This window comes from Terrabacter terrigena, from assembly GCF_042676085.1.
In the GTDB taxonomy this organism is placed as follows: Bacteria; Actinomycetota; Actinomycetes; order Actinomycetales; family Dermatophilaceae; genus Terrabacter; species Terrabacter terrigena.
Genome location: NZ_JBHTKH010000014.1, coordinates 19,082 through 43,871, shown reverse-complemented (window position 1 = coordinate 43,871; position 24,790 = coordinate 19,082). Strand labels below are relative to the sequence as shown.

The 24,790-nt window shown below is 71.9% G+C and carries 23 protein-coding genes and 2 tRNA genes; 11 read left to right on the top strand and 14 right to left on the bottom strand.

Annotated features, from left to right (window positions below; all coding sequences use genetic code 11):
• Position 1: 1 nt before the first annotated feature.
• On the top strand, positions 2-1,096 hold the full coding sequence (locus ACFQ2V_RS17200) for an ArsB/NhaD family transporter (RefSeq protein WP_386054079.1): 1,095 nt from the start codon (positions 2-4) through the stop codon (positions 1,094-1,096).
• A gap of 72 nt (positions 1,097-1,168) precedes the next feature.
• Here the strand turns inward: ACFQ2V_RS17200 and ACFQ2V_RS17195 are convergent, their stop codons facing one another.
• The 8 genes from ACFQ2V_RS17195 to ACFQ2V_RS17160 form a co-directional block, all read right to left on the bottom strand.
• On the bottom strand, positions 1,169-2,353 hold the full coding sequence (locus ACFQ2V_RS17195) for an O-succinylhomoserine sulfhydrylase (protein ID WP_386054078.1): 1,185 nt from the start codon (positions 2,351-2,353) through the stop codon (positions 1,169-1,171).
• Positions 2,350-2,763: a rhodanese-like domain-containing protein gene (locus tag ACFQ2V_RS17190; RefSeq protein ID WP_386054077.1), complete on the bottom strand. Its 414-nt coding sequence runs from the start codon at positions 2,761-2,763 to the stop codon at positions 2,350-2,352. The genes ACFQ2V_RS17195 and ACFQ2V_RS17190 overlap by 4 nt, the downstream gene beginning before the upstream one ends.
• A gap of 25 nt (positions 2,764-2,788) precedes the next feature.
• Complete coding sequence (locus tag ACFQ2V_RS17185; RefSeq protein WP_386054076.1) at positions 2,789-3,769, bottom strand: reverse transcriptase-like protein; 981 nt, start codon at positions 3,767-3,769, stop codon at positions 2,789-2,791.
• A 7-nt stretch (positions 3,770-3,776) separates the two neighbouring features.
• Entirely contained in the window at positions 3,777-4,586 is an 810-nt protein-coding gene (locus ACFQ2V_RS17180) for a zinc ribbon domain-containing protein (protein WP_386054075.1), read from the bottom strand.
• Positions 4,514-5,416: a Nif3-like dinuclear metal center hexameric protein gene (locus ACFQ2V_RS17175; RefSeq protein ID WP_386054074.1), complete on the bottom strand. Its 903-nt coding sequence runs from the start codon at positions 5,414-5,416 to the stop codon at positions 4,514-4,516. Before ACFQ2V_RS17175 ends, ACFQ2V_RS17180 begins: the two co-directional genes overlap by 73 nt.
• A 1-nt stretch (position 5,417) precedes the next feature.
• A tRNA-Val gene (locus ACFQ2V_RS17170) sits at positions 5,418-5,490 on the bottom strand.
• A gap of 34 nt (positions 5,491-5,524) precedes the next feature.
• Complete coding sequence (locus tag ACFQ2V_RS17165; RefSeq protein ID WP_386054073.1) at positions 5,525-6,049, bottom strand: peroxiredoxin; 525 nt, start codon at positions 6,047-6,049, stop codon at positions 5,525-5,527.
• A 43-nt stretch (positions 6,050-6,092) separates the two neighbouring features.
• Positions 6,093-6,509, bottom strand: coding sequence for a DUF3052 domain-containing protein (locus ACFQ2V_RS17160; protein WP_386054072.1), 417 nt, complete (start codon positions 6,507-6,509; stop codon positions 6,093-6,095).
• A gap of 436 nt (positions 6,510-6,945) precedes the next feature.
• On the opposite strand from ACFQ2V_RS17160, the gene aceE reads away from it, so the two are divergent.
• Positions 6,946-9,717 carry a pyruvate dehydrogenase (acetyl-transferring), homodimeric type gene (gene aceE / locus ACFQ2V_RS17155; protein ID WP_386054071.1) on the top strand — a complete coding sequence of 924 codons (2,772 nt, stop codon included), beginning with the start codon at positions 6,946-6,948 and terminating at the stop codon, positions 9,715-9,717.
• A 148-nt stretch (positions 9,718-9,865) separates the two neighbouring features.
• On the opposite strand, the gene ACFQ2V_RS17150 is transcribed toward aceE, so the two are convergent.
• A complete protein-coding gene (locus ACFQ2V_RS17150; RefSeq protein ID WP_386054070.1) occupies positions 9,866-10,798 on the bottom strand; it encodes a type IV toxin-antitoxin system AbiEi family antitoxin domain-containing protein in 933 nt (310 codons plus the stop codon).
• Positions 10,799-11,003: 205 nt separating this feature from the next.
• On the opposite strand from ACFQ2V_RS17150, the gene argG reads away from it, so the two are divergent.
• The 7 genes from argG to fabF all read left to right on the top strand — a co-directional run bounded on the left by argG (position 11,004) and on the right by fabF (position 18,565).
• Positions 11,004-12,428, top strand: a complete 1,425-nt coding sequence (gene argG, locus ACFQ2V_RS17145; protein WP_386054069.1) for an argininosuccinate synthase — start codon at positions 11,004-11,006, stop codon at positions 12,426-12,428.
• Between the two features lie 20 nt (positions 12,429-12,448).
• Positions 12,449-13,165: a class I SAM-dependent methyltransferase gene (locus ACFQ2V_RS17140; protein ID WP_386054068.1), complete on the top strand. Its 717-nt coding sequence runs from the start codon at positions 12,449-12,451 to the stop codon at positions 13,163-13,165.
• Positions 13,166-13,279: 114 nt separating this feature from the next.
• Positions 13,280-14,602 carry a PucR family transcriptional regulator gene (locus ACFQ2V_RS17135; RefSeq protein ID WP_386054067.1) on the top strand — a complete coding sequence of 441 codons (1,323 nt, stop codon included), beginning with the start codon at positions 13,280-13,282 and terminating at the stop codon, positions 14,600-14,602.
• Positions 14,603-14,648: 46 nt separating this feature from the next.
• On the top strand, positions 14,649-15,578 hold the full coding sequence (locus tag ACFQ2V_RS17130) for an ACP S-malonyltransferase (RefSeq protein ID WP_386054066.1): 930 nt from the start codon (positions 14,649-14,651) through the stop codon (positions 15,576-15,578).
• Positions 15,579-15,734: 156 nt separating this feature from the next.
• Positions 15,735-16,787 (top strand): beta-ketoacyl-ACP synthase III, encoded by a 1,053-nt coding sequence (locus tag ACFQ2V_RS17125; RefSeq protein ID WP_386054064.1) that lies wholly within the window; start codon positions 15,735-15,737, stop codon positions 16,785-16,787.
• A gap of 114 nt (positions 16,788-16,901) precedes the next feature.
• Complete coding sequence (locus tag ACFQ2V_RS17120) at positions 16,902-17,150, top strand: acyl carrier protein (protein WP_385905824.1); 249 nt, start codon at positions 16,902-16,904, stop codon at positions 17,148-17,150.
• A 164-nt stretch (positions 17,151-17,314) separates the two neighbouring features.
• Positions 17,315-18,565 (top strand): beta-ketoacyl-ACP synthase II, encoded by a 1,251-nt coding sequence (gene fabF / locus ACFQ2V_RS17115; protein WP_386054063.1) that lies wholly within the window; start codon positions 17,315-17,317, stop codon positions 18,563-18,565.
• A 73-nt stretch (positions 18,566-18,638) separates the two neighbouring features.
• On the opposite strand, the gene ACFQ2V_RS17110 is transcribed toward fabF, so the two are convergent.
• The 5 genes from ACFQ2V_RS17110 to ACFQ2V_RS17090 form a co-directional block, all read right to left on the bottom strand.
• Entirely contained in the window at positions 18,639-19,847 is a 1,209-nt protein-coding gene (locus ACFQ2V_RS17110; RefSeq protein WP_386054062.1) for an RtcB family protein, read from the bottom strand.
• A 521-nt stretch (positions 19,848-20,368) separates the two neighbouring features.
• Positions 20,369-20,869, bottom strand: a complete 501-nt coding sequence (locus ACFQ2V_RS17105; protein ID WP_386054061.1) for an HNH endonuclease — start codon at positions 20,867-20,869, stop codon at positions 20,369-20,371.
• Between the two features lie 103 nt (positions 20,870-20,972).
• Positions 20,973-21,119, bottom strand: coding sequence for a hypothetical protein (locus ACFQ2V_RS17100; RefSeq protein WP_386054060.1), 147 nt, complete (start codon positions 21,117-21,119; stop codon positions 20,973-20,975).
• A 309-nt stretch (positions 21,120-21,428) separates the two neighbouring features.
• Entirely contained in the window at positions 21,429-21,944 is a 516-nt protein-coding gene (locus ACFQ2V_RS17095; RefSeq protein ID WP_386054059.1) for a DUF3145 domain-containing protein, read from the bottom strand.
• A gap of 161 nt (positions 21,945-22,105) precedes the next feature.
• Positions 22,106-22,447 carry a bifunctional 3-phenylpropionate/cinnamic acid dioxygenase ferredoxin subunit gene (locus ACFQ2V_RS17090; protein WP_386054058.1) on the bottom strand — a complete coding sequence of 114 codons (342 nt, stop codon included), beginning with the start codon at positions 22,445-22,447 and terminating at the stop codon, positions 22,106-22,108.
• A 167-nt stretch (positions 22,448-22,614) separates the two neighbouring features.
• On the opposite strand from ACFQ2V_RS17090, the gene ACFQ2V_RS17085 reads away from it, so the two are divergent.
• Together ACFQ2V_RS17085 and ACFQ2V_RS17080 are read left to right on the top strand one after the other, a co-directional pair.
• A tRNA-Ile gene (locus tag ACFQ2V_RS17085) sits at positions 22,615-22,688 on the top strand.
• A gap of 510 nt (positions 22,689-23,198) precedes the next feature.
• On the top strand, positions 23,199-24,737 hold the full coding sequence (locus ACFQ2V_RS17080) for a M23 family metallopeptidase (protein ID WP_386054057.1): 1,539 nt from the start codon (positions 23,199-23,201) through the stop codon (positions 24,735-24,737).
• The last annotated feature ends 53 nt before the right edge of the window (positions 24,738-24,790 follow it).

Sequence of the window (24,790 nt, the reverse complement as noted above, 5' to 3'; positions counted from 1 at the left end):
CGTGCTGCTCGACCTCGCCCAGCTCGTCGAGCGCGTGGCGCCGATCCTCGTCTTCCTCGTCGCGATCACGCTCGTCGCCGAGATCTGCGACCTCGCCGGACTCTTCGACGTCGCGGCCCACTACGCCGCCCGCGTCGCCAGGGGGCGGGTCGTGGTGCTCTGGCTGCTCGTCGTGGTGCTGGCGGTGGCCGCCACGACCGTGCTCAGTCTCGATACGACAGCCGTCCTGCTGACCCCGGTCGCGATCACGGTGGCGCGTCAGGTCGGCGCTGCTCCCCTGCCCTTCGCGATGACCACCCTGTGGCTCGCCAACACGGCCTCCCTGCTGCTGCCGGTGTCCAACCTGACCAACCTGCTGGCGCTGCACCCCCTGTCGGCGCTCGACGTCCACACGCTCGGCTACATCAGGCTCATGGCGGTGCCGGCCCTGACCGCGGTCGCGGCGACGGTGGCCGTGCTGTGGCTGCTGCACCGGCGCGAGCTCCGTGGCGCCTACGACACCCCGCCGCTGGCCGAGCCGCACGACCGGCTCCTCACCCAGGTGTGCGGCGTCGTGTGCGGGCTGCTGGCCGTGGCGTTCGTCGCCGGCGTGCAGCCCGCCCTGGCCTCGGTGCCGGCCGCCGGCATCCTCGTCGCGGCCACCTACTGGCGAGCCCCCGAGCTGCTCCGGCGCATCCGCCTGCCGTGGCTCACCGTCATCGGTGTCTGCGTGCTCTTCCTCGTCGTCGACGCCGCCCTCCGGTTCGGCCTCGAGGCGTGGCTCCGCTCCGTCGTGGGTTCGGGCTCCAGGATCGGCGACCTGTTGCGCGTGAGCGGTCTGGGCGCCCTCGCCGCCAACGGCATCAACAACCTGCCGGCGTACCTGGCCCTCGAGCCGACCGTCGCCGACTCCCCCGCCCGTCTGGCGGCGCTGCTCGTCGGCGTCAACACCGGGCCGATCGTCACGATGTGGGGCTCGGTCGCGACCCTGCTGTGGGCGCAGCGCTGCCGTTCGGCCGGCCTCGAGGTCTCCGCCCGACACATCGCCGGCGCGGGCGCGGTGTGCGCCGTCGTGGTCGTCGCAGCCACGACCCTCACGCTCGTCGCGGCCGCCTGACCCGACCAGCCGGCATACGGCCCGCGGTGCAGTCCGTGACCGGCTGCCGAGCCCGTATGCCGTCCGTCCGGGTCAGCCGAGGGCGCGGCGCAGGTCGTCGACGAGGTCGCGAACGTCCTCGAGCCCGACCGACACGCGCAGCACACCGTCGGTGATGCCGACGGCGGCGCGCGCCTCGGGCGTGAGCCGGCGGTGCGTCGTCGTGGCCGGGTGCGTGATGAGGGACTTCGAGTCGCCGAGGTTGTTGGAGATGTCGATGACCTGCAGGGCGTTCATCAGCGCGAACGCCTCGTCCTTGCCGCCGTCGAGCTCGAACGTCACGACGGTGCCACCCGCGACCATCTGCCGCTTCGCGAGGTCGTGCTGCGGGTGCGACTCGAGGAAGGGGTGCACCACGCGCCTCACCTTCGGGTGCGACTCGAGGAACCGCGCCACCTCGAGCGCGCTGTCGGCCATCCGCTCGACGCGCAGCGACATCGTCTCGAGGCCCTTGACGAGCACCCAGGCGTTGAACGGCGACATGGACGGGCCGGTGTGGCGCATGAGGTTCTGCACCGGACCGTCGATGAACTCCTTCGGGCCCAGCACGGCCCCGCCGAGGGTCCGGCCCTGGCCGTCGATGTGCTTCGTCGCGGAGTAGACGATGATGTCGGCCCCGAAGTCGAGGGGCTTGGAGAAGACGGGCGTGCCGAAGACGTTGTCGACGACGACCTTGGCGCCCGCGGCGTGGGCCAGCTCCGTGACGGCTGCGATGTCGACGAGCTCCTGCATCGGGTTGCTCGGCGTCTCGAAGAAGACGGCCGTCGTCGGCTCGGCGAGTGCCTCGCGCCACTGGTCGAGGTCGGCGCCGTCGACGAAGACGGTCTCGACCCCCCAGCGCGGCAGGATCTCGTCGAGGATGACGAAGCAGGACCCGAAGAGCGCGCGCGACGACACGACACGGTCGCCCTTGCCGAGCAGCGCCGCCAGCGCGACGAAGACCGCCGACATGCCGGAGCCGGTCGCGAAGCAGGCCTCGGCGCCCTCGATCCGGCGCAGCCGCTCCTCGAACATCGTGACGGTGGGGTTGCCGTAGCGGGAGTAGACGAACCGTTCGATGTCGCCCTTGAACGCGGCCTCGGCGTCCTCGGCGGTGTCGTAGACGAAGCCGGAGGTGAGGTAGAGCGCCTCGGACGTCTCCTCGAAACCACTGCGGGACAGGCCGCCTCGCACCGCGAGGGTGTCGGGGCGCCAGCCCTTCGTCACGTCGTCGCTCATCCCTGCACCCACGGCAGGCCCGCGACCTTCCAGCCGGAGACGGTGCGGTGGCGCTGAGCGTCGTGCGGGCCTTCGAAGCCCTCGAGCACGTTGCGCGACTCGGTCCAGCCCGCCGCGGTCGCGGCCTCGGCAGCGCTCACCGAGCGCACGCCCGAGCGGCACAGGAAGTAGACCGGCTGTTCCTTGCCGATGCCGGCTGCAGCCAGCTCGTCGACGAACGCAGCGTTGACCCGGCCGTCGGGGAAGGACTGCCACTCGACGAGGACGACCTCCTTGCCGATCGGGCCGAGGTCGGGCAGGCCGACGTACGACCACTCCGCCCTCGTGCGGACGTCGACGAGCACCGCGCCGGGCTCGTCGCGCAGGGCTGTCCAGGCCTGCTCGGGGGTCACGTCACCGGCGTAGCTCATGAAACCGAATATCGCACAGCGTCCGTCAGGCGAGATGGTTGGTCCGATTGGTGAAAGCCACCGATGCGGACCCGTCCTCCCAGACCTCGACGGCGGTGAGGCTGCCGGGCGCCGTGGCGAGGGCCCAGAAGCGTTCGACGGGTGTTCCGAGCACGTCGGCGAGCACCGAGAGCACCCCGCGTCGGCTCGTGACGACCACCGCCGTGCCGCCCGTGCCCGCGAGGCTCCGGTATGCCGTCACGACGGACACGTCACCCGCTTCGCCCGGTGCCCGGCCGGACCAGTCCGTCGAGGTCGTGGCCTCCGTGCCGACGGCCCGTGCGATGCTTCGGGCAAGCCGCGCCGACTCGTCGTCGTCGGCGCCGACGACGAGGGCTCCGGGGCCGACGAGGCGCCGGACCGCGCCGACGATGCCCTCGGCCGGGCCGTCGTCGTGCGGTGTCTGCACGAGGAGCAGGCGCAACGGCCGCGCCGTGACGGGAGCCGCGGCTTGCTCGACGTCCGGTTCGGAGGCGGAGACGTCGGCCGCCTCGCGGGCGTCACCCGTCAGGACACGGTGCACGCTCCTGCCGTCCATCGCCGCGTTGCTCAGGGCGTCGGCGTCCTTGTTCTTCTCCCGCGGGATCCACTCGAAGTCGACGCTGCCGCCGCCGTCGGAGATCTTGGCACAGAGGTCGCGGGCCTCGAGGGCGAGGCGCCGCATGTCCTCGTGCTTGATCTTCCAGCGGCCCGACATCTGCTCGACGACGAGCTTGGAGTCCATCCGGACGCGCACGCTCGCGCCGGCGTCGATGTCGAGGACGGCCCGCAACCCGGCGATGAGGCCGGAGTACTCGGCGACGTTGTTGCTCTGCTTGCCGAGCGGCTCGGCGAGCTCGACGAGCACGGCGCCGGTGGCCGGGTCGCGCACTAGCGCGCCGTAGCCGGCCACCCCGGGGTTGCCGCGCGAACCGCCATCTGCCTCGACGACGAGCCGTCGGCCCGTCCCGCGAGACGCTCCCGTCACCGCTCGCTCACAGTCCTGACTCGCCCGTGCGGATCATGATGCGGCGGCACTCCTCGCAGCGCACCACCTCGTCCTGGGGAGCGCGCCGGATGCGGTCGAGGTCGACGTTGCCGAGCTCGAGCCGGCAGCCACCGCACCGGCGGTGGCGCAGCTCGGCGGCGGCGAGGCCACCGCTGACCGCGCGGATCTTCTCGTACAGGGCGGCGAGGTCGTCACCGATGCCGGCCACGATGTTCGCGCGGCCGGACCCGACCTGGACGGCCTCGGCGTCGAGCTTCTCCAGCGCGGCGTCGCGCTCGGTCTCGAGGTCCTCGACCTTCTGGACGAGCTCGGAGTGGCGCGCCTCGAGCTCGCCGACCCTGGCCGTGAGCGTCTCGGACCGCTCCATCACCTCGATCTCGATGTCCTCGAGCTCGGACTGGCGGCGGGCCAGCGAGGCCAGCTCGTGCTGCAGCGCCTGCAGGTCCTTCGCGCTGCCCTGTCCGGCGTCGAGGCGCGACTGGTTGCGGGCGGCGCGGTCGCGGACGAGCTGGACGTCCTGCTCGGACTTCGTCAGCTCGCGCTGCACGTCACCGGCGGCCGTGCGCGCGTTGACGATCTCCGTCTCGAGCGTGGACAGCTCACGCTGGGCCGCCGCGACTGCAGGCGTCTGCGGGAGGTTCGCCTTGGCGTGGGCGATCTGGTCGAGGCGCGTGTCGATGGCCTGCAGGTCGAGCAGGCGCCACTGACGGGACGGGTCGGCTTTCAGGACACACCTCCGGGTTCGGTGGCCGCGCGGTGCTCCCGCGCGGCGTTCGCACCGACGACGAACGTCCACGGCTCGGTGCGGATGGCTGAGACTCTGGCCTCGACCCTAGTCGCTCGCGCGGGGTGCTCCAGCGCGGCGAGGAGCCGGTCACGCGCGTCGGCGAGCCAGAGGGACTCGGTGGCCCAGTGCCCGGCGTCGACGAGGAAGGGACGACCACCGCGTGCCTCCTCGCGCGCTTCGAGGACGGGGTGGTGGCGCAGGTCCGCGGTGACGTAGACGTCGGCGCCGCTGGCCCGCACGTCGCCGAAGCGGTCGTCGCCGGAACCTCCCATCACCGCCACGACCGACACGTCGGCGTCCGGGTCGCCGCTGACGCGCACACCTCCCGCGGTGGCGGGAAGGGCCGCGGCCAGCCGGTCGGCGAAGCCGGCCAGGCTCGAGGGCTCGGGCAGCACACCGACGCGACCGATCGCGTAGGAGCCCTCCGTCGACAGGGGTCGCTGGTCGGTGAGCCCGAGGGCGTCGGCCAGCACGCCGGACACGCCGGGGTCCGCGACATCGGCGTTGGTGTGGCCCACCCACAGCGCGACGCCGGCGCGCACGAGCGCGGTCACCGACGCCCCCTTGGCACTGGTCGTCGCGACCGAGTGGACCCCACGCAGCAGCAGCGGGTGGTGGGTCACGAGCAGGTCTGCGCCCCACGCCTGCGCGTCGTCGATGACGGCGAGGGTCGGGTCGAGCGCGAGGAGGATACGGCGTACGGGCTGGTCGGGGTCTCCGGCGACGAGACCGACGCGGTCCCAGTCGGCTGCGCTCTCGAGCGGGTAGAGGGACTCCAGCGCCGCGACGACGTCGCGCAGCCGGAGGTCTCCCTGAGGGGCGGTGCCTGGGTCGTCCACGTGGGCCCGGCCGGGCTCGAACCGACGACACCCGCGGTGTAAACGCGGTGCTCTACCAACTGAGCTACAGGCCCTCACGCGCCTGCCGGGTTCACCGGCGGGCGGCGGTCAGCCTACGGCATCCGGTGCGCTCGCGCGGAGCGCCGCGAGGGCCTTCCGGTATGCCGTGAAGTCGCGTCCGTGCCCGATGCCGCGCACCTCGGTCCAGACGATGTGGCCGGTGCGGTCGATGAGGAAGGTCCCACGCCTCGCGTAGCCCTCCTCGTCGTCGAGCACCCCGTAGCGCCGCGCCACCTCGCCGTGCGGCCAGAAGTCCGCCAGCAGGGGGAAGAAGTGCCCCTCGGCGTCGGCCCATGCGCGCAGGGTGTACATCGAGTCGCAGGAGATGGCGAACACCTGGATGTCGTCGTCCTGGAAGTCCTCGAGCCCGTCGCGGATCTCGCGGAGCTCCCCGCGGCAGATGCCCGAGAAGGCCGCCGGGTAGAAGACCACGACGGCGTTCTTGACGTCGCGCACGGCCGACAGGCTGACGTCGACGCCGTACTGGTCGACGAGGGTGAAGTCGGGTGCGAGCTCGCCGACACCCAGTGGGGCGGCCGCGTGGACCGACTCGGTCGGGTGCGCGTTCATCATGCCCGCCAGTGTGTCACCCGACCCGCGCTCGCCCGAATCGCCGTCAGCGCCTCGGTCCCTTCGGTGGCATCAGCCGGGTTGCCGCCCACTCCCTCGCGACGTTGACCTGGCCGCCCGTGACGAGCCCCGCCGTCGACGCGGCCTCCTCGACGTCGCTCGCGTCGACGTGGCCCGGACGCCCCGCCTTCGGCGTGAGCAGCACGATGAAGCCCTGGTCGAAGAGCTTGGTCAGCCCGTCGACCATGAGGTCGACGAGGTCGTCGTCGCCGTCGCGGTACCAGAGCAGCACCCCGTCCGCCCCGTCGTTGAAGTCCTCGTCCTCGAGCTCGCTGCCGATGACGTCCTCGATCGAGAACCGCAGGTCGTCGTCGACGTCGTCGTCATGGCCGAACTCCTGGATGATCTGCCCGTTGGCAAATCCGAGCTTGCTGAAGGACGCCGCTCCCGCGGTCTCGCTCACTGTCACCGGTCCTCTCGGTCATGGCCCACGGGCCCGGGGCTCGGGTCGGTCGCATCTGTCATACCCGTGACACCACCGTCGTGACGTCACGGCCACGACATCCGGTGCACTGGCTCCGACGCTACCGCGGAACGCAGGTCCCGCGTCGGCACAACGCCCGGTCGGCGACTGAAGGACGTCGACCCGATGGCCGCTCGACGCCACTCCTCGCCACTCGTCGCCCACTCGACGCCCGCCCGTCGCCCATCCGTCGCCCGCTCGCGCGCCTGCGGGGCGACACGGCATACCACCACGGTGACCCCCGTGGGGCGGATCGCCCAGTCCCGTCGCTGGACCCGAGTGTGACGGTCACCACGGATTGGTAGAGGATGGGCGGAGCAGCGGCGTGGCCGACCGGTCACGCGCGCGGCGGACGCGACGAGAAAGGACCCACGACGTGGCATCCGAGGCCGGCCCGATCCTCAACGGCATCCCCAGTCAGCTCCCGGACATCGACCCGGACGAGACGCAGGAGTGGATCGACTCCCTCGACGCCGTCCTCGACGAGAAGGGCCGCACCCGGGCGCGCTACATCATGCTCAAGCTCATCGAGCGTGCGCGCCAGCAGCAGGTCGGCGTGCCCTCGCTGACGGCGACCGACTACATCAACACCATCCCGCCGGAGCGCGAGGCGTGGTTCCCGGGCGACGAGGACGTCGAGCGCGAGATGCGCCGCTACATCCGCTGGAACGCCGCGGTCATGGTGCACCGCGCGCAGCGCCCCGGCATCGGCGTCGGCGGCCACATCTCGACCTATGCGAGCGCCGCGACCCTCTACGAGGTGGGCATGAACCACTTCTTCCGCGGCAAGGACCACGAGGGCGGCGGCGACCAGATCTACTTCCAGGGCCACGCCTCCCCCGGCATGTACGCCCGCAGCTTCCTCGAGGGGCACCTGAGCGAGGCCGACCTCGACGGCTTCCGCCAGGAGAAGAGCCACCTCGTCGACGGCAAGGTCAGGGCCGTGCCGTCCTACCCGCACCCCCGCCTGCTCCCCGACTACTGGGAGTTCCCGACGGTGTCGATGGGCATCGGCCCGATGAACGCCATCTACCAGGCGCAGTTCAACAAGTACCTCCACAACCGCGGCATCAAGGACACCAGCCAGCAGGACGTCTGGGCCTTCCTCGGCGACGGCGAGATGGATGAGCCCGAGTCGCGCGGCCTGCTGCAGCTGGCGGCCAACGAGGAGCTCGACAACCTCACCTTCGTCGTCAACTGCAACCTGCAGCGGCTCGACGGCCCCGTGCGCGGCAACGGCAAGATCATCCAGGAGCTCGAGGCGTTCTTCCGCGGCGCCGGCTGGAACGTCATCAAGGTCGTCTGGGGCCGCGGGTGGGACCCGCTGCTCGCCGCCGACCGCGACGGCGCCCTCGTGCACGTCATGAACACCACGAGCGACGGCGACTACCAGACCTTCCGCGCCAACGACGGCAAGTACGTCCGCGACCACTTCTTCGGCCGCGACCCGCGCACCGCGAAGATGGTCGAGAACTGGACCGACGACCAGGTCTGGTGGGACCTCAAGCGCGGCGGCCACGACTACCGCAAGGTCTATGCCGCGTACAAGGCGGCCCGTGAGCACACCGGCCAGCCGACCGTCATCCTCGCCAAGACGATCAAGGGCTACAGCCTCGGCTCGCACTTTGCCGGCCGCAACGCCACGCACCAGATGAAGAAGATGACGCTGGAGGACCTCAAGGCCTTCCGCGACAGCCTCCGCATCCCGATCACCGACGAGCAGCTCGAGGCGAACCCCTACCAGCCGCCGTACTACCACCCCGGTGCCGACAGCGAGGTCATCAAGTACTCCGTCGACCGGCGCACCAAGCTCGGCGGCACCCTGCCGAGCCGGCGCGTGGCGTACGAGCCCGTGAAACTGCCCGGCGACGAGGCATACGCCCAGGTGAAGAAGGGCTCGGGCAAGCAGGAGGTCGCCACGACGATGGCGTTCGTCCGCCTGCTCAAGGACCTCCTGCGCGACAAGGAGTTCGGCAAGCGGATCGTGCCGATCATCCCCGACGAGGCGCGTACGTTCGGCATGGACGCGTTCTTCCCGACGATCAAGATCTACAACCCGAACGGGCAGAACTACACGCCGGTCGACGCCGAGCTCATGCTCGCCTACCGCGAGAACGAGCAGGGCCAGATCCTGCACCTGGGCATCAACGAGGCCGGCTCGGTCGCCGCCTTCACGGCTGCCGGCACGTCGTACGCGACGCACGGCCAGCCGATGATCCCGATCTACGTCTTCTACTCGATGTTCGGCTTCCAGCGCACCGGCGACTCGATCTGGGCGGCCGCCGACCAGATGACCCGTGGGTTCCTCATCGGCGCCACGGCCGGTCGCACGACGCTGACCGGTGAGGGCCTGCAGCACGCCGACGGCCACAGCCCGCTCCTCGCGTCGACCAACCCCGCGGTCGTGCACTACGACCCGGCGTACGCCTACGAGATCGCGCACATCATGCAGGCCGGTCTCGACCGGATGTACGGCGAGGGCCACACGAGCGACGAGTCGAACGTCATCTACTACCTCACCGTCTACAACGAGCCGATCCAGCAGCCGGCCGAGCCCGCGAACGTCGACGTCGAGGGCATCCTCAAGGGCATGTACCGGCTCAAGGCCGCCGACACCGAGGGCTGGACCCACGAGGCGCCGCGCGCGCAGCTCCTCGGCTCGGGCGTCGGCCTGCCCTGGGCTCTCGAGGCACAGCAGCTCCTCGCCGACGACTGGGGCGTGGCTGCCGACGTGTGGTCGGTGACCTCGTGGAACGAGCTGCGCCGCGACGGCCTGGCGGCCGACGAGCAGGAGTTCCTGCACCCCGACGGCGAGAAGCGCGTGCCGTGGGTGACCCGCTGCCTCGAGGGCACCGAGGGGCCCGTGGTCGGCGTCTCCGACTACATGCGCGCGGTGCAGGACCAGATCCGCGAGTGGGTGCCCGGCACCTACGCCTCGCTGGGCGCCGACGGCTTCGGCTTCTCCGACACCCGCCCCGCCGCGCGTCGCTTCTTCCACATCGACGGTCCGTCGGTGGCGGTGCGCACGCTGCAGCTGCTGGCTCGCGAGGGCAAGGTGCCTGCCGACGTGCCTGCCAAGGCGGCGGCGAAGTACCAGCTCGACGACGTCACCGCCGGCACGTCCGGCAACGCCGGCGGCGAGAGCTGACCCGCTGACGTATGCCGTGTGGCCCGGTCCCCGAGCGGGGGCCGGGCCGCACGCGTCCCCCGCCCAGCAGCGCCGGTCGCGCTCACCGCGCCCGAAGCGCTGCGGCGCCGGTGAGTGCGGTCCCCGCCGCTGAGCCGAACCGGCGCCGCTACGCGCGCCTTGCGGGACGGACGAGCGCGACGGCGGCTTCGATCCGCCGCGCCACAAGGCCCGGCCGGTCGAGGTCGGCCCACACGAGCCGCGCGACCACCCACCCCGCCCGGCGCAGGGCGTCCTCGCGCTGCTTCTCCTCGAAGAGCGCCATACGGTCCGCGTACTTGACCGCCCCGTCGAACTCCACCAGCACACGTGTGCCGGCAATCCGGAAGTCCGCACGGAACAGCCGCCCGTCGGCGAGGATCTCGACCTGTGGCTCGAGCCGGTAGCCGAGTGCCGACACCACGAAGGCCGTACGCGACTCGCCGGGCGACTCATGACGCGCGTCGAGCAGGTGGGCGGCCATGCGCACCGGTCCGACTCCGGTGTGCCCCGAGAACATCTGGACGGCGCGCTGCAGGGCACCGACCGTCGTGGAGCCCGCGCGCAGGGCCGCGTCCGCCGGGACCAGGAAGGCCTCCGGACCCGCGAGCAGTCCTGCCTGCACGGCGGCCCAGGCAGTCGGCACGTGGCGGGGCAGGTGCTCGGGGACGTCGTCCGGGTCAGGGACGCGCAGCCGCCCCACGCGTCGATGGACCGCGACCCCGCTGCGCACCACCGAGACACCACCGCGGGCCGGCACCAGAGAGGTGAGGTGCACCGTCCCGAAGTCGGCCCCGAAGGTCGGCAGGCCTCGCGCCACGAGCGACGAGTGGTGGCTGAGGGCGGCGCGGTCGCGCAGGGCCCGACCCATGGCGAGGGAACAGAGGCGGTGCAGCTCCTCGCGATCCGGAGGCTCAGGGCCCGCGATGGCATACCAGCCCGTCGCGAGGCGTACGCAGAGCCCGTCACGGACCAGCCTGGACAGGGCGTTGCGGTCGAGGCCGACCGCGGTGGCGTCGGCCGTCGAGAAGACGCCGTCGCGAGCGATGAGTCCGAGATCCATGGCACGAGCGTCGGTCGAGGACGCCGGCGCGTCAGCGCCCGGGCCGACCCTGTGGACGGCGGGGCTCCCGCTCAGGGGTTGTGGACCGCTCAGCGGCGCCGCAGCGCTGGGGCGCGCGGCAGCGGGACCGGCGCACTCGCTGCGCGTCAGGCACACGGCATACGCGATTGGATAAGTATGCGCTGCTATGCATATACTTGCATCCATGTCCAAGGTCCTCACCTCGCTCCCCGTCGGCGAACGCGTCGGCATCGCCTTCTCCGGCGGCCTCGACACCTCCGTGGCCGTTGCCTGGATGCGCGAGAAGGGCGCCGTGCCCTGCACCTACACGGCGGACCTGGGCCAGTACGACGAGCCCGACATCGACTCCGTCCCCGGCCGCGCAGGCCAGTACGGCGCCGAGATCAGCCGCCTCGTCGACTGCAAGTCCGCGCTGGTCGAGGAGGGCCTCTCGGCCATCGCGTGCGGCGCGTTCCACATCCGCAGCGGCGGCAAGACCTACTTCAACACCACTCCCCTGGGCCGCGTCGTCACCGGAACGCTGCTCGTGCGCGCCATGCAGGACGACGGCGTCTCGATCTGGGGAGACGGCTCCACCTTCAAGGGCAACGACATCGAGCGGTTCTACCGCTACGGGCTGATGGCAAACCCGAGCCTGCGCATCTACAAGCCCTGGCTCGACGCCGACTTCGTCACCGAGCTCGGCGGCCGGCACGAGATGTCCGAGTGGCTCACCGCGCGCGACCTGCCCTACCGCGCGTCCGCCGAGAAGGCGTACTCCACCGACGCGAACATCTGGGGCGCGACCCACGAGGCCAAGACGCTCGAGTTCCTCAACGAGTCGATGGAGGTCGTCGAGCCGATCATGGGCGTCCGCTTCTGGGACCCCTCGGTCGCCATCGAGACCGAGGACGTCACGGTGCACTGGGAGCGCGGGCGCCCGGTCGCCATCAACGGCCAGTCGTTCCCCGACGCCGTGGCACTCGTCGACGAGGCGAACCGCATCGGCGGCCGCCACGGGCTCGGCATGAGCGACCAGATCGAGAACCGCATCATCGAGGCCAAGTCGCGCGGCATCTACGAGGCGCCGGCCATGGCGCTGCTGCACCTCACCTACGAGCGGCTCCTCAACGCGATCCACAACGAGGACACGATCGCCAACTACCACGCCGAGGGCCGCAAGCTGGGCCGCCTTCTCTACGAAGGCCGCTGGCTCGACCCCCAGTCGCTCATGGTGCGCGAGTCGCTCCAGCGCTGGGTCGCCTCCGCGGTCACCGGCGAGGTCACGCTGCGCCTGCGCCGCGGTGACGACTGGTCGGTCGTCAACACGACGGGCCCGGCCTTCAGCTACCACCCCGAGAAGCTCTCGATGGAGCGCACCGAGGACGCCGCGTTCGGCCCGGTCGACCGCATCGGCCAGCTGACCATGCGCAACCTCGACATCGCCGACTCCCGCGCCAAGCTCGAGCTGTACGCCGCCCAGGGCCTGCTCGGGGCCGACGCCCACGAGCTGGTCGGCGAGCTCGCCCCCGGTGGTGCCGCGGCCATCTCGGCCAACCCCGCGGCCGCGGACGTCGACGACCAGGACGACGCGCTCGACCGCGCCGCCATGGAGTTCGGCACCGACTGACGCGTCTATGGTGGTCGGTCATGGACCAGACCGCCCAGCTCACCGACAACGTCCGTGTGGCCGAGCAGTACGCCACGACGGACAACCTGCGCACCCGGCGTGACGTGTGGGGCCCGGGCCCCGAGGGCGTCTCGCCCGTCGACATCCTGCGCACGCTCGTCGTGGCCGGCCAGCACCGAAGAGTTCTTGAGATCGGTTGCGGGACTGGACAGTTCGCCCGATCGGTCCTAGACGTCTCGCCCGACACCGACTATCTCGCGACCGACCTCTCCCCCGCCATGGTCGCGGCGACCCACGCCCTGGGTGTCGCGGCCCTGACGACCCCGGCCGACGCACTGCCCTTCGACGACGGCGCGTTCGACGGTGCGGTCGCCGCGTGGATGCTCTACCACGTGCCAGACCTCGACCCGGCGCTGGGCGAGGTGCGTCGCGTGCTGCGCGACGGCGGCGCGTTCTACGTCGCGACCAACGGCCGCGAGCACCTGGCCGACCTGCTCCGCGAGGCCGGCGGCGCCCCCCTGGTCACGCAGTTCACCTCGGAGGTCGCCGCCGACGTGCTCGGCCGGCACTTCGCCGCCGTGAGCCAGCGCGACATCGAGACCCGCGCTACGTTTCCCGACCACGCCTCGGCGCAGGCCTACCTCGCGACGTTCGCACCGCACCTGGCCGCCGCCCTGCCACCGTTCGAGGGCCCGCGCACGTATGCCGGCCACACCGCCGTCCTGACGGCGCGCTGACACCTCGCTCGGCTCCTCGCGACGGACGCCGGCGACCTCACGTCGGGACGGACCGGGCGGCTTCTTTGTGAACGGCATACAAAACCGGACCGACGGACAGCCTAGGCTGGCGCGGTGAGCAGACGGTCGCGGCAGCACCCGAGCGAGGAGACCTCGCGCGCCGTCGAGCGCAGTGCCGGTGAGCTCGCCACGCTCGCCTCGCGCCGCATGGAGGAGCACCTGCGGTGGTACCGCCAGCTCTCCGCGGAGGAGCGCTCGCAGGTCGGGCTGGTCGCACAGGCCGGCATCTCTCAGTTCATCGCGTGGTTCCACCAGGAGGAGCAGCACTCCCCCTCGGCCATCTCGATCTTCGCCAACGCACCGCAGGAGCTGACCCGCTCGGTGAGCCTGCGCCAGACGCTCGACCTCGTGCGCACCGTCGTCGACGTCGTCGAGTCACGCGTCGAGAGCCTCGCGGGGCCGGGCGACGAGCAGCTGCTGCGAGAGTCGGTGCTGCGCTTCTCCCGCGAGATCGCGTTCGCCGCCGCCGAGGTCTACGCGGGCGCCGCCGAGGCGCGCGGCGCATGGGACGCCCGGCTCGAGGCCCTCGTCGTCGACGGCGTCCTGCGTGGTGAGGCCGACGACTCGATGCAGTCGCGCGCCAGCGCCCTCGGCTGGGGTGACGTGGCCGACGTGACGTTCGTCGTCGGCAGCACCCCGGCCACGACGAGCGGGGCGGTCCCGGCCGTCGACGACCTGCGCCGGTCGGTGCGCCAGCACGGCGTCGAGGCCCTCGCCATCGTGCAGAGGTCGCGGCTCATCGCGATCCTCGGTGGCACCCGCGAGGCCTCCCGTGTCGTCGAGCAGGTCGCCGACTGCTTCGGACCGGGCCCGATCGTGCTCGGCCCGACGGTCCCCCACCTCTTCGCGGCGGGGCGCTCGGCCCGGGCCGCCCTCAGCGGGCTGTCCTCCGCGGCGGCCTGGCCCGACGCCCCCCGCGTGCTCGACGCCGACGCCCTGCTCCCCGAGCGGGCCCTCGCCGGCGACCCGCCCGCGCGTCGGGTGCTCGTCGACCGCATCCACCGACCGCTCGCCGCCGAGGGGCACGCCCCTCTGCTGCAGACCGCGACGGCATACCTCGAGAGCGGCGGCTCGCTCGAGGCCACGGCGCGGGCGCTGTTCGTCCACCCCAACACGGTTCGTTACCGCCTCGGCCGCATCTCCGACGTCACCGGCTACGACCTCACCACGCCCCGTGAGGCGTGGGCCGTGCGGATCGCGCTCGCGCTGGGGCGTCTGTCGAGCGCGCCGACGGCGCACCTCACGGACCTACCCTCGCGTATGCCGCCCGAGGGGTCCGGCGCATCCACGCCCTCCGCTCCGGGCCGAGCGGGCCCGGACGCCCCAGATGCCGCCGATTTGGAGGAATCCTCCAAACTATCCCCGTCGACTTCGTGACATTCGGTGGCGAGGTCCTCACCGGTAACCGGGAAGGGTTGGTCACGTGCTAGCGATCGTGTGCCCTGGACAGGGCTCCCAGACCCCCGGCTTCCTCGCCCCGTGGCTCGAGCTCGACGGCGTGCGCGACCGGCTGACCTCGCTCGGACAGGCGGCCGGCATCGACCTCGTCGTCCACGGCACCGAGTCCGACGCCGACACCATCAAGGACACCGCGGTCGCGCAGCCGCTCATCGTCGCGGCCGGGCTCGTCACCGGCTCGGCCCTCTTCCCGTCGCGAGACGAGCTCGTAGCCACCGGCGCGGTCCTCGCCGGCCACTCCGTGGGTGAGCTCACGGCCGCAGCCCTCGCCGGTGTGGTCACCGACGAGCAGGCGCTCTCGCTCGTGGCGACGCGCGGTCGGGCGATGGCCGAGGCCAGCGCCGTCACGCCCACCGGCATGGCCGCGGTCCTCGGCGGCGACCCCGACGAGGTGCTCGCCACTCTCGAGACCCACGGCCTCACCCCGGCCAACATCAACGGCGCCGGACAGGTCGTCGCCGCAGGCACGCTCGAGCAGATCGAGGCCCTGCGCAGCACGCCGCCCGCCAAGGCACGAGTCATCCCGCTCCAGGTCGCCGGCGCCTTCCACACGCACCACATGGCACCCGCCGTCGAGGCGCTCGCCGGTGCTGCCGCCGACGTCACGCCGTCGACGCCCACGGTGCGCCTGCTCTCCAACGCCGACGGCGCCGCCGTCGCCGACGGCCCCGACACGGTCGACCGCCTCGTGCGCCAGGTGAGCAACCCGGTCCGCTGGGACCGGTGCATGGAGACGATGCTCTCCCTCGGCGTCACCGGTCTGCTCGAGCTGGCCCCCGCAGGCACCCTCGTCGGGCTCGCCAAGCGCGCCATGCCCGGCGTCGAGACGCTCGCGGTCAAGACCCCCGACGACCTCGAGGCGGCGCGCGCCCTCGTCGAGGCCCACCGCTCATGACCGCGCCCACCACGAGCACCCGCACCACTGGCGCGGGAACCCCATGAGGGGCAGGCTCGAGGTGACGGCCCGCACCGGCGGCAACCCCGTCGGTCGCGGCACCGGGCAGCGACACCTCCCGACCCTCCTGACCCCTCACTCCCGAGAAGGCCTCACGTGACCTCCCCCAGCACCGCACCCGAACCCAAGGGCACCGGCACCCTCGTCGACAACGGCGCCTCGCGCCACTCGCGGATCATGGGGGTCGGGGCCTATCGCCCGGCCCGCGTCGTCATGAACTCCGAGATCATCGACAAGATCGACTCGAGCGACGAGTGGATCCGTGAGCGCTCCGGCATCATCAGCCGCCACTTCGCGGCGCCCGACGAGAGCGTCATCGACATGTCCGAGCACGCCGCTCGGCAGGCCCTCGAGCACGCCGGCGTCTCGCCCGAGCAGATCGGCTTCGTGCTCGTCGCCACCGTGACGCACCCCTACCAGACCCCGGCTGCCGCGCCCGAGCTCGCCTCGCGCCTCGGGTCGACGGCGCCGGCCCTCGACATCTCGGCCGCCTGCGCCGGCTACTGCTACGGCGTCGCGATGGCGAGCGACATGGTCAAGGGCGGCTCGGCCGACTACGTGCTCGTCGTCGGCGTCGAGAAGCTGAGCGACTTCACCGACCCCTACGACCGCGGCAGCGCGTTCATCTTCGGCGACGGCGCGGGGGCCTGCGTCGTCGGACCCAGCGACACCCCGGGCATCGGCCCGACGGTGTGGGGCTCCGACGGCACGCAGCGCGACGCCATCACGCAGAAGCAGGCGTGGACCGACGTGCGCGAGTCGTGGCAGGCCGCCCAGGCCGACAAGAACGTCTGGCCCGCCATCGGCATGGCCGGCCAGACGGTGTTCCGCTGGGCCGTGTGGGGCATGGCCCCCGTGGCGCAGCAGGCCATCGACAAGGCGGGCATCAAGGCCGACGACCTCGACGCGTTCATCCCGCACCAGGCGAACATCCGCATCATCGACGCCATGGTCAAGCAGCTCAAGCTGCCGGCCGACATCCCCGTCGCCCGCGACATCGTCACGACCGCCAACACGTCGGCCGCCTCGATCCCGATCGCGACCACCCGGATGCTCGCCGAGAAGGAGATCCCGAGCGGCGGCCTCGCGCTGCAGATCGGCTTCGGCGCCGGGCTCGTGTACGCAGCCCAGGTCGTCGTGCTGCCCTGACGACGGGGGCAGCCACCCACTCCCGCAGGTCCCGACGGGTCATTCGGGCCAGGCACGACATCCGTCACGGATGGCAGACGAAGGCACCACCGACAACCAACAAGGAGCAGACAGATGGCTCAGTCCGAGCAGGAGATCCTCGAGGGTCTTGCAGAGATCGTCAACGAGGAGACCGGCCTCGACACCGCGTCCGTCGAGATGGACAAGTCCTTCACCGAGGACCTCGACATCGACTCCCTCTCGATGATGACGATCGTCGTCAACGCCGAGGAGAAGTTCGGCGTCCGCATCCCCGACAGCGAGGTCAAGAACCTCAAGACCGTCCGCGACGCCGTCACCTACATCGGCGGCGCGCAGTCCTGATCACCTGATCAGGCAGCTCCCGTATGCCGTCCGGCCAGGCGGGCAGCGCCCCCGGCGGGGCGGCGTACGGGAGCCACAGGCACCAACCAGCAGCACCTCAGCACCACAGCACCACCCCTCAGCCAGCACGCAGCACGACCCCCGACTCAGAGGAGCACGTCACCATGACGTCCAATCGCGACCGACGCGTCGTGGTCACCGGACTCGGCGCCACAACGCCCCTTGGCGGCACTGCCGCAGAGACCTGGGAGGCCCTGCTCGCCGGCCGCTCCGGCGCCCGCCCGATGGACTTCGACTGGGTCTCCAAGTACGAGCTCCCGGTCACCTTCGCGGCGACCATCGCCACCAAGCCCGAAGAGGTCCTCGCCAAGGTCGAGACACGACGCCTCGACCCGTCGAGCCAGTACGCCCTCATCGCCGCGCGCGAGGCGTGGGCCGACGCCGGCAAGCCGGACGTCGACCCCGAGCGCCTCGGCGCCGCCATCGGCTCCGGCATCGGTGGTGTCTGGACGCTCCTCGACCAGTGGGACAACCTGCGCGAGAAGGGCCCTCGCCGGGTCTACCCGCTCGCCGTCCCGATGCTCATGCCCAATGGCCCGGCCGCTGCCGTGTCGCTCGACCTGGGCGCCCGCGCCGGCGCCCACACCACGGTGAGCGCGTGCGCCTCCGGCGCCGAGAGCATGGGCTACGCCATCGACATGATCCGCACGGGTCGCGCCGACGTCGTCGTCGCCGGTGGCACCGAGGCGGCGGTGCACGCCTTGCCGATCGCCGGGTTCGCCGCGATGCAGGCGCTGTCGACGCGCAACGACGAGCCCGAGAAGGCCTCGCGCCCGTACGACACCGGCCGCGACGGCTTCGTGCTCGGTGAGGGCGCAGCCGTCATCGTCCTCGAGTCGGAGGAGCACGCCCGTGCGCGTGGCGCCCGCATCTACGCCGAGCTCGCGAGCGTCGGCATGTCGGCCGACGCCCACCACATCACGGCCCCCGAGCCCAACGGCTCGGGCGCGTCGCGCGCCATGCTGTATGCCGTCGAGCGGGCCGGCCTGTCGCCCACCGACATCATCCACATCAACGCGCACGCCACCTCGACGCCCGTGGGCGACGTCGCCGAGTACAACGCCATCAAGCGTGCCTTCGGCGACCACACCGAGAACATGTCGGTCACGGCGACGAAGTCGATGACGGGCCACCTGCTCGGTGCGGCCGGGGCGCTCGAGGCCGTCATCACCATCCAGTCGATCCACAACCGGCTCGTGCCGGCCACGATCAACCTCGACGACCAGGACCCCGAGATCCCGCTCAACGTCGTCACCGGCGAGGCGCAGAAGCTGCCCGACGGCGACATCGCGGCGCTGAACAACTCGTTCGGCTTCGGCGGCCACAACGTCGCCCTGGCGATCCGCAGCATCTGACGCGACGCTCCTGCAGCACAGAGCCCCTCGTCCGTGGAGCGACCCACGGACGAGGGGCTTCTGCGTGCCGCCCTCAGCCCTTGACGCAGAGCAGCGTCGTCAGCCGGGCGACGACCTCGACGAGCGGGCTCGGACCCCCCGTCTGCGCGGCGATGACCGACTCGAGGTCCTTGTAGGCGGCGGGGATCTCGTCGATCACCCCGGCGTCCTTGCGGCACTCGATGCCGGCGGTCTGGGTCCGGAGGTCCTCGACCGTGAACTGCCGCTTGGCCGCGTTGCGCGACATGCGCCGACCGGCTCCGTGGCTGGCCGAGTTGAACGACTCGGCGTTGCCCAGACCGCGCACGACGTACGAGCCGGTGCCCATCGACCCCGGGATGAGGCCGAGGTCACCGGCCCCGGCCCGGATCGCGCCCTTCCGGGTCACGACCACGTCGACACCGTCGTAGCTCTCCTGCGACACGTAGTTGTGGTGGCAGCGCACCGGCTCGTCGAACACCACGTTCGGGAAGTGACGCGCCACGACCTCCCGCGTCGTCGCCATCATGACCTCACGGTTGAGCAGCGCATACTCCTGCGCCCAGTACAGGTCGTGGAGGTACGCCGCCATCTCGCGGGTGTCCGCGAGGAAGACTGCGAGGTCGCGGTCGGGCAGCCCGAGGTTGTGCTCCAGCGTCTTCGCCGTGGCGATGTGCCGCTCCGCGAGCTCCTTGCCGATGTTGCGCGAACCCGAGTGCAGCATCAGCCAGAGGTGACCGTCGTCGCCCTCGCAGAGCTCCCAGAAGTGGTTGCCCGAGCCGAGCGAACCGCACTGGGCCGCAGCGCGGCCCGCACGGTCGGAGATCCTCGGGGCGCGCAGCCCTGCGAACCGGCCCATGAGCGCGTCGAACCGGGCGCCGAGGTGTGCGTCGCGCGAGAGCACCGGAGCCGTGCCGTCGTTCGCGTTCCACCCGACGGGCAGCACGGCCTCGACCGCGGCACGCAGCGGCCCGAGGTCGTCGGGCAGGTGGGCGGCGGTCAGGTTGGTGCGCACCCCCGTCATGCCACAGCCGATGTCGACCCCGACGGCCGCGGGCGAGACGGCGTCGCGCATCGCGATGACCGACCCCACCGTCGCGCCCTTGCCGAGGTGGACGTCCGGCATGACGCGCACACCGTGGACCCACGGCAGCCGGCTGATGTTGCGCAGCTGCTCGAGCGCGGCGTCCTCGACCTGGGCCGGGTCGGCCCACATCAGGGTGGAGGCCTGCGCGCCGGGCAGCGCGACAGGGAACGTGGTCATGACACTCATCCTCTCGTGGTGCCGGCGGCGCTCGCCGTCCGGCTGGTGTGGACCCTGCCTGCGGGTCGGGTTCTTGCTCTGCGGTGGACCGGGTGGCACGGCTCGCTGCGAGTCGGCCACCCGGCACACGTCGTCAGGCGCTGCGGGCCTTCTGCGCCGCCGGGCGCACGTTGCCCGGCAGCTCCGTCGTGGGACGACCCTTGGCGAGCAGCTGCCCACCCCAGACGCCCCACTCGAGCCGGTCCCGCCCGACCGCGAGGCACGTCTCGGCCAGCGGGCATTCGCCGCAGACGGCCGAGCAGCCTGCGCCTCGGCCTCGGTCGCCGGCCAGAACAGCTCCGGGTCCTCCTCGGCGCAGCGCGGCACGGCGTCGCCGGGCTCGAACGGGTGCTCCGTCGCCGCGCGGAAGATCCACGGCTCGAGGCCGGTCGCTGCCGCGACCGTCGGTGCGAGCCCGAGCTGACCGAGGGACTGGGTGCGAATGCTGGTGCGGTGCCTGGTCATCGGGGCTCCTTCCGGGGCTACGTCACGTGAACGGGATCTCGGGCGTTGGGGGCGAACGTGGTGGTCGTGCGGGCGAAGTGCAGCTGCACCCTGGTCGGGACGTACGGGTCCCAGCGCAGCGGCATACCGGCCTCGTCGGGCGTGCGGTCACCCTTGCGGGCGTTGCACGGCTCGCAGGCGGCGACGGCATTGGCCCACGAGGTCGCGCCGCCGCGCGACCTCGGGGTGACGTGGTCCATCGTCGTGGCGGTGAACCGGCCGCAGTACGCGCACTGCCCGCGGTCGCGGAGCAGCACGCCCTCACGCGAGTAGGTCGCCCGGGTGCGCGAGTAGAGCCACTTCTGCTCGACGTAACGCACGAGCCGGACGACGATCGGCACCTGGTACGGCCCGAACCGCGCTGTCTCGTGGACCTCGACCGGCGTGGCGACACCGCGCCAGATCATCCCGACGGCGTGCCGTACCGAGACCAGGTGAAGGAGCGTCTCGTCGGCGTTCCACACCTCGACCTGCGTCATGACCGACCCTCCTCTCTCGTCTCGCGACCGGACCTGTAATGGATATGACGAAAAGAGCCGCCGACCGGGTCATCCCGGTGGGCGGCTCGATGGACGGAGCATCTCAGGCTGGATGCACGTCGGCGAGGTCGCAGTGGGGATGCCGTCGGACGGCCCACGGGTGCCGGAAGCGGCACTCCCCGGAGAACGGGTAGGCCGCATCGGCGAGGAGGAGGTTGCGCTTCTCGTCGGTGCTGGTTCCCGTTGCCATGTCGGCCTCTCGGTGCTGTTGCGGTGCTCGCGGTGTCGGTGGGGAGTCGGGCTCGCGCGATGGACGTGCGGCCCGGTCGATGATGACAGGAGGGAGCGACGCGCAGCGAGTGGATTTCCGCGGGCAGTTCGGCGGCAGGCCGCTCCTCCTGCGCGACGTGGACCCGGACGTGGACCCGGACGTGGACCCGGACGTGGACCCGGACGTAAGGCGATCCGGACGCGACGAAGGCCCGGGAGCACGAACCGCCCGGGCCCTCGACGCCCCGCCACCGCGCCGGAGGGCGCGGCTCAGTGGTTGCCGGCCAACTCAGCCGACCTTGTGCAGCCACCTGACGGGCGCACCGTCGCCCGCGTAGCGGAAGGGCTCGAGCTCCTCGTCCCAGGGGACGCCGAGCAGGAGGTCGATCTCGTCCTGGAGCTCCTCCACGTCGCCGCGGGCACGCAGCACCGCCTCACGCAGGCGCTCCTCCGACACGACGGCATCGCCCGAGGCGGACGTCATGGCGTGGTGGATGCCGAGCCGCGGGGTGTACGACCAGCGGGCCCCGTCGCTACCCGAGGAAGGGTCCTCGGTCACCTCGTAGCGAAGTCCGTCCCAGCCGCGCAAGGCGCTCGCCAGCTCCGCACCGGTGCCGGGCGCGCCGGTCCAGGACAGCTCCGAGCGGACGAGCCGGGGCGCGGCGGGCTGCGGGACCCAGTCGAGCGTCACCCGCTGGTCGAGGACGGCCTCGATCGCCCACGTGATGTGCGGGCACAGCGCTGCGGGGGCTCCGTGCACGAACAGAACCCCACGTGTCGTGGTGCGCGGCATCGCGACAGGCATCCGATCCTCCTGAAGTTGCAGGGACGTCTTCCCCAACGCCTGCTACTTCGAGCCCGGACGGTCTCTCGTGGTGCCGAACGACGTGCTCGCCAGCGAGCACTCGCCCATTGTGCACCATGTGACACAGGTGCACCAGCAGTTGCAATGACCGAAATGTCCGGTCAGGACGCGCGCGGCACCCCCGGGAAGAGGTAGACCTCGTCGCCGCGCACCTCGACGCGGTGCGTGCGCACCGGCTTGGTCGCCGGCAGGCACATGGGCTCGCCGTCGGCCAGGCAGAACCGGGTGGCGTGCAGCGGGCACTCCACCTCGCCGGCCTCGACCCACCCCTCCGCGAGCGAGGCATCCTCGTGCGAGCAGGTGTCGTCGAGCGCGTAGTAGGTGCCGTCGTCGTCGCGGAAGAGCGAGATCGGCTCGGCTGTCGCCGTGAGCTCGGTGTCGAGCACGAGCGCCTCGCCGGGGTCGACGTCGTCGACGGCGGCAACGCGGATGCCGTCACTCATGCGTTCGTCCTCGCAGCTCGGGTGTAGGGGTGCTCCGCGAGCCTAGAGGGTGAGGTCCGGAGCCCTGACGCCGGTGCTGACCGGCCGACGGGCCAGCGGACCGACGGCCGCCCCATGGTTAGACTCCCAGCGACCTCATCGGACCCTCGCGGGCCCGCCCGGGTCACGGGGCAGTAGCTCAGCCGGTCAGAGCAGCGGACTCATAATCCGTCGGTCCAGGGTTCAAGCCCCTGCTGCCCCACCCATGCAGCACTCCCGTGACGGCGAGCAGGGTGGGTCCCGCCGACTCCCCCGGCGGAACCCACCCCGCGCACACCCCCTCCGGTCCCCCGACCGGCCTTGCACCCGATGCTGCCCCCGCGCGTCGGTTCCCCTCCGAGAACTACGGTGCCTGCGGGAGTGCAAGTTGCATGACATTTTGGACACGACGTTTGTGCAAGGTTCGCGCAAGGGTCCGTGCGTCGAGTGCCAGGAGAGCGGGACATTGCCGTCAAGCGCCACATCCGTCACAGATTGCCGGCGCAATTCTGCGGGAACCGCCCGGCGCCCGGGCGTCCCACCTATGGTTGACGAGACCGGTCGTTCGGGCGGGGGGTCGTCCGAGTGAGCCTCCGGTTGCAGGGCCCCGGTTCGCCGGGAGATGGTCTAGACCGACAGCAGATTTTGCCTCCAGGGGGGTGGCCCAGTGGTGCGTGACGTCGACGGGAGCAGGGGTCCGTTCGTCCTGAACATCAGGATGAGCCGGCGACTCGTGCCCTTTGCCACCATGCTCCTGCTCTTCGCGCTCCTGCCGTTCCTCGCGGGCAGCTCCCCGCAGACGCCCCGTGCCGCCGTGCTGCTCGCCGCCGGTGAGCCTGCCGTCCAGGACGCCGCCGGAGCCGTCGACGAGGTCCGCGAGCAGGTGTCCGAGCTGGCCGCCACGGGCACGCCCACGGCCGCCATTGCACCCGTCGACTCCGCGTTCTCCAGCGCCGTCGGTGGCGGCCTCTTCATGTTCCCGGCGATCAGCCTGGCACCGGCCACTGCCGAGGCCATCGCTGCGCCGATAGCCGGCGGCGGCCCGCTGTTCATCCACCCCGTCCCGGGAGGCGAGACCTCGCCCTTCGGTCCGCGCATGCACCCGGTGCTGGGTCGCCCGATGTTCCACACGGGCATCGACCTCGCCGCCACCTGCGGCACGCCGATCCACGCGGCCGCCGACGGCACCGTGATCTACGCGCGGGTGTCCAACTCGTGGGGCGGCCGCACCATCATCGAGCACACCCCGACGCTGAAGACGGCATACGGCCACCAGTCGAAGTTCCTCGTCACCGAGGGGCAGCACGTCGAGCAGGGCCAGGTCATCGGGCTCGTCGGGACGACGGGCTGGTCCACCGGCTGCCACCTGCACTTCGACGTCATCGTCAACGACCGCTACGTCGACCCGGCCCCGTACCTCGGCTTCGCGCCGTCGGCGACGTCGTCCGTCCCGTATGCCGTCGTCCCGCACCTGGTCATCGACGGTGGCGGTCGCGTCGTCAAGACCGTCGAGGACGGCGACGTGCCGATCCCCGACGCGTCGGTCGTCCCGTCGGCCCCGGCCGCCACCATCACGCCGCCGCACACCTCTTCACCGAGCCAGACGCCGCCGCCGGCTGCGACGTCCCACCCCACCCAGACGGCGACGCCGCCCACGCCGACGAACCCGCCGACCACGACGACGAACCCGCCGACCACGACGACGCCCCCACCGACCACGACGACACCGCCGACCACGACGACTCCGCCTCCGACGTCGACGACCACGCCGCCCGGCACCACGACGACACCGCCGGCCACGACGACACCGCCAACCACGACGACACCGCCGGCCACGACGACGGCTCCGCCGGCCACGACGACGCCTCCGCCGGCCACGACCGAGCCGCCACCTGCCACCACGACGGCGCCTCCGACGACGCCTGCGGCTCCGGCCGACCCGCGACCGGCCGCGGCGCCTGCGCCGGCGCCCGCCCCGGTTCCTGACCCGCCGCCCGCGCCAGCGCCCGCAGACCCGCCACCGGCGCCTGCGCCCGCCCCGGCGCCGGCAGCGCCGGCAGACCCGGTGCCTGCACCGCCGCCGGCCGTGGCTCCCTCGACAGCACGTGTCGCGCCGGCCGACCCGGCACCGGCACCCGCACCGGCACCCGCACCGGCGCCCGCGCCGAGCGACCCGCCGCCGGCCACGACGCAGGCCGCAGCGACTGCGTCCGAGCCCACGACAAGCGTGGTGCCCACCGAGCCGCCGTCTCCGACGGCGACCGGCGCCTGAGCCGTGACGAGGCAGGCGGCTGTGAGAGCCGCCTGCCTCGAGCGCGTCCGGCG

Coding starts and splice junctions, on each gene's coding strand:
- ACFQ2V_RS17100 (WP_386054060.1), bottom strand. CDS start 21,119: ATGGCAACGGGAACCAGCACCGACGAGAAGCGCAACCTCCTCCTCGCC.
- ACFQ2V_RS17120 (WP_385905824.1), top strand. CDS start 16,902: ATGGCTCAGTCCGAGCAGGAGATCCTCGAGGGTCTTGCAGAGATCGTC.
- argG (WP_386054069.1), top strand. CDS start 11,004: ATGTCCAAGGTCCTCACCTCGCTCCCCGTCGGCGAACGCGTCGGCATC.
- ACFQ2V_RS17095 (WP_386054059.1), bottom strand. CDS start 21,944: ATGCCTGTCGCGATGCCGCGCACCACGACACGTGGGGTTCTGTTCGTG.
- ACFQ2V_RS17165 (WP_386054073.1), bottom strand. CDS start 6,049: ATGATGAACGCGCACCCGACCGAGTCGGTCCACGCGGCCGCCCCACTG.
- fabF (WP_386054063.1), top strand. CDS start 17,315: ATGACGTCCAATCGCGACCGACGCGTCGTGGTCACCGGACTCGGCGCC.
- ACFQ2V_RS17105 (WP_386054061.1), bottom strand. CDS start 20,869: ATGACGCAGGTCGAGGTGTGGAACGCCGACGAGACGCTCCTTCACCTG.
- ACFQ2V_RS17195 (WP_386054078.1), bottom strand. CDS start 2,353: ATGAGCGACGACGTGACGAAGGGCTGGCGCCCCGACACCCTCGCGGTG.
- ACFQ2V_RS17110 (WP_386054062.1), bottom strand. CDS start 19,847: ATGACCACGTTCCCTGTCGCGCTGCCCGGCGCGCAGGCCTCCACCCTG.
- ACFQ2V_RS17150 (WP_386054070.1), bottom strand. CDS start 10,798: ATGGATCTCGGACTCATCGCTCGCGACGGCGTCTTCTCGACGGCCGAC.
- ACFQ2V_RS17090 (WP_386054058.1), bottom strand. CDS start 22,447: ATGAGTGACGGCATCCGCGTTGCCGCCGTCGACGACGTCGACCCCGGC.
- ACFQ2V_RS17140 (WP_386054068.1), top strand. CDS start 12,449: ATGGACCAGACCGCCCAGCTCACCGACAACGTCCGTGTGGCCGAGCAG.
- ACFQ2V_RS17190 (WP_386054077.1), bottom strand. CDS start 2,763: ATGAGCTACGCCGGTGACGTGACCCCCGAGCAGGCCTGGACAGCCCTG.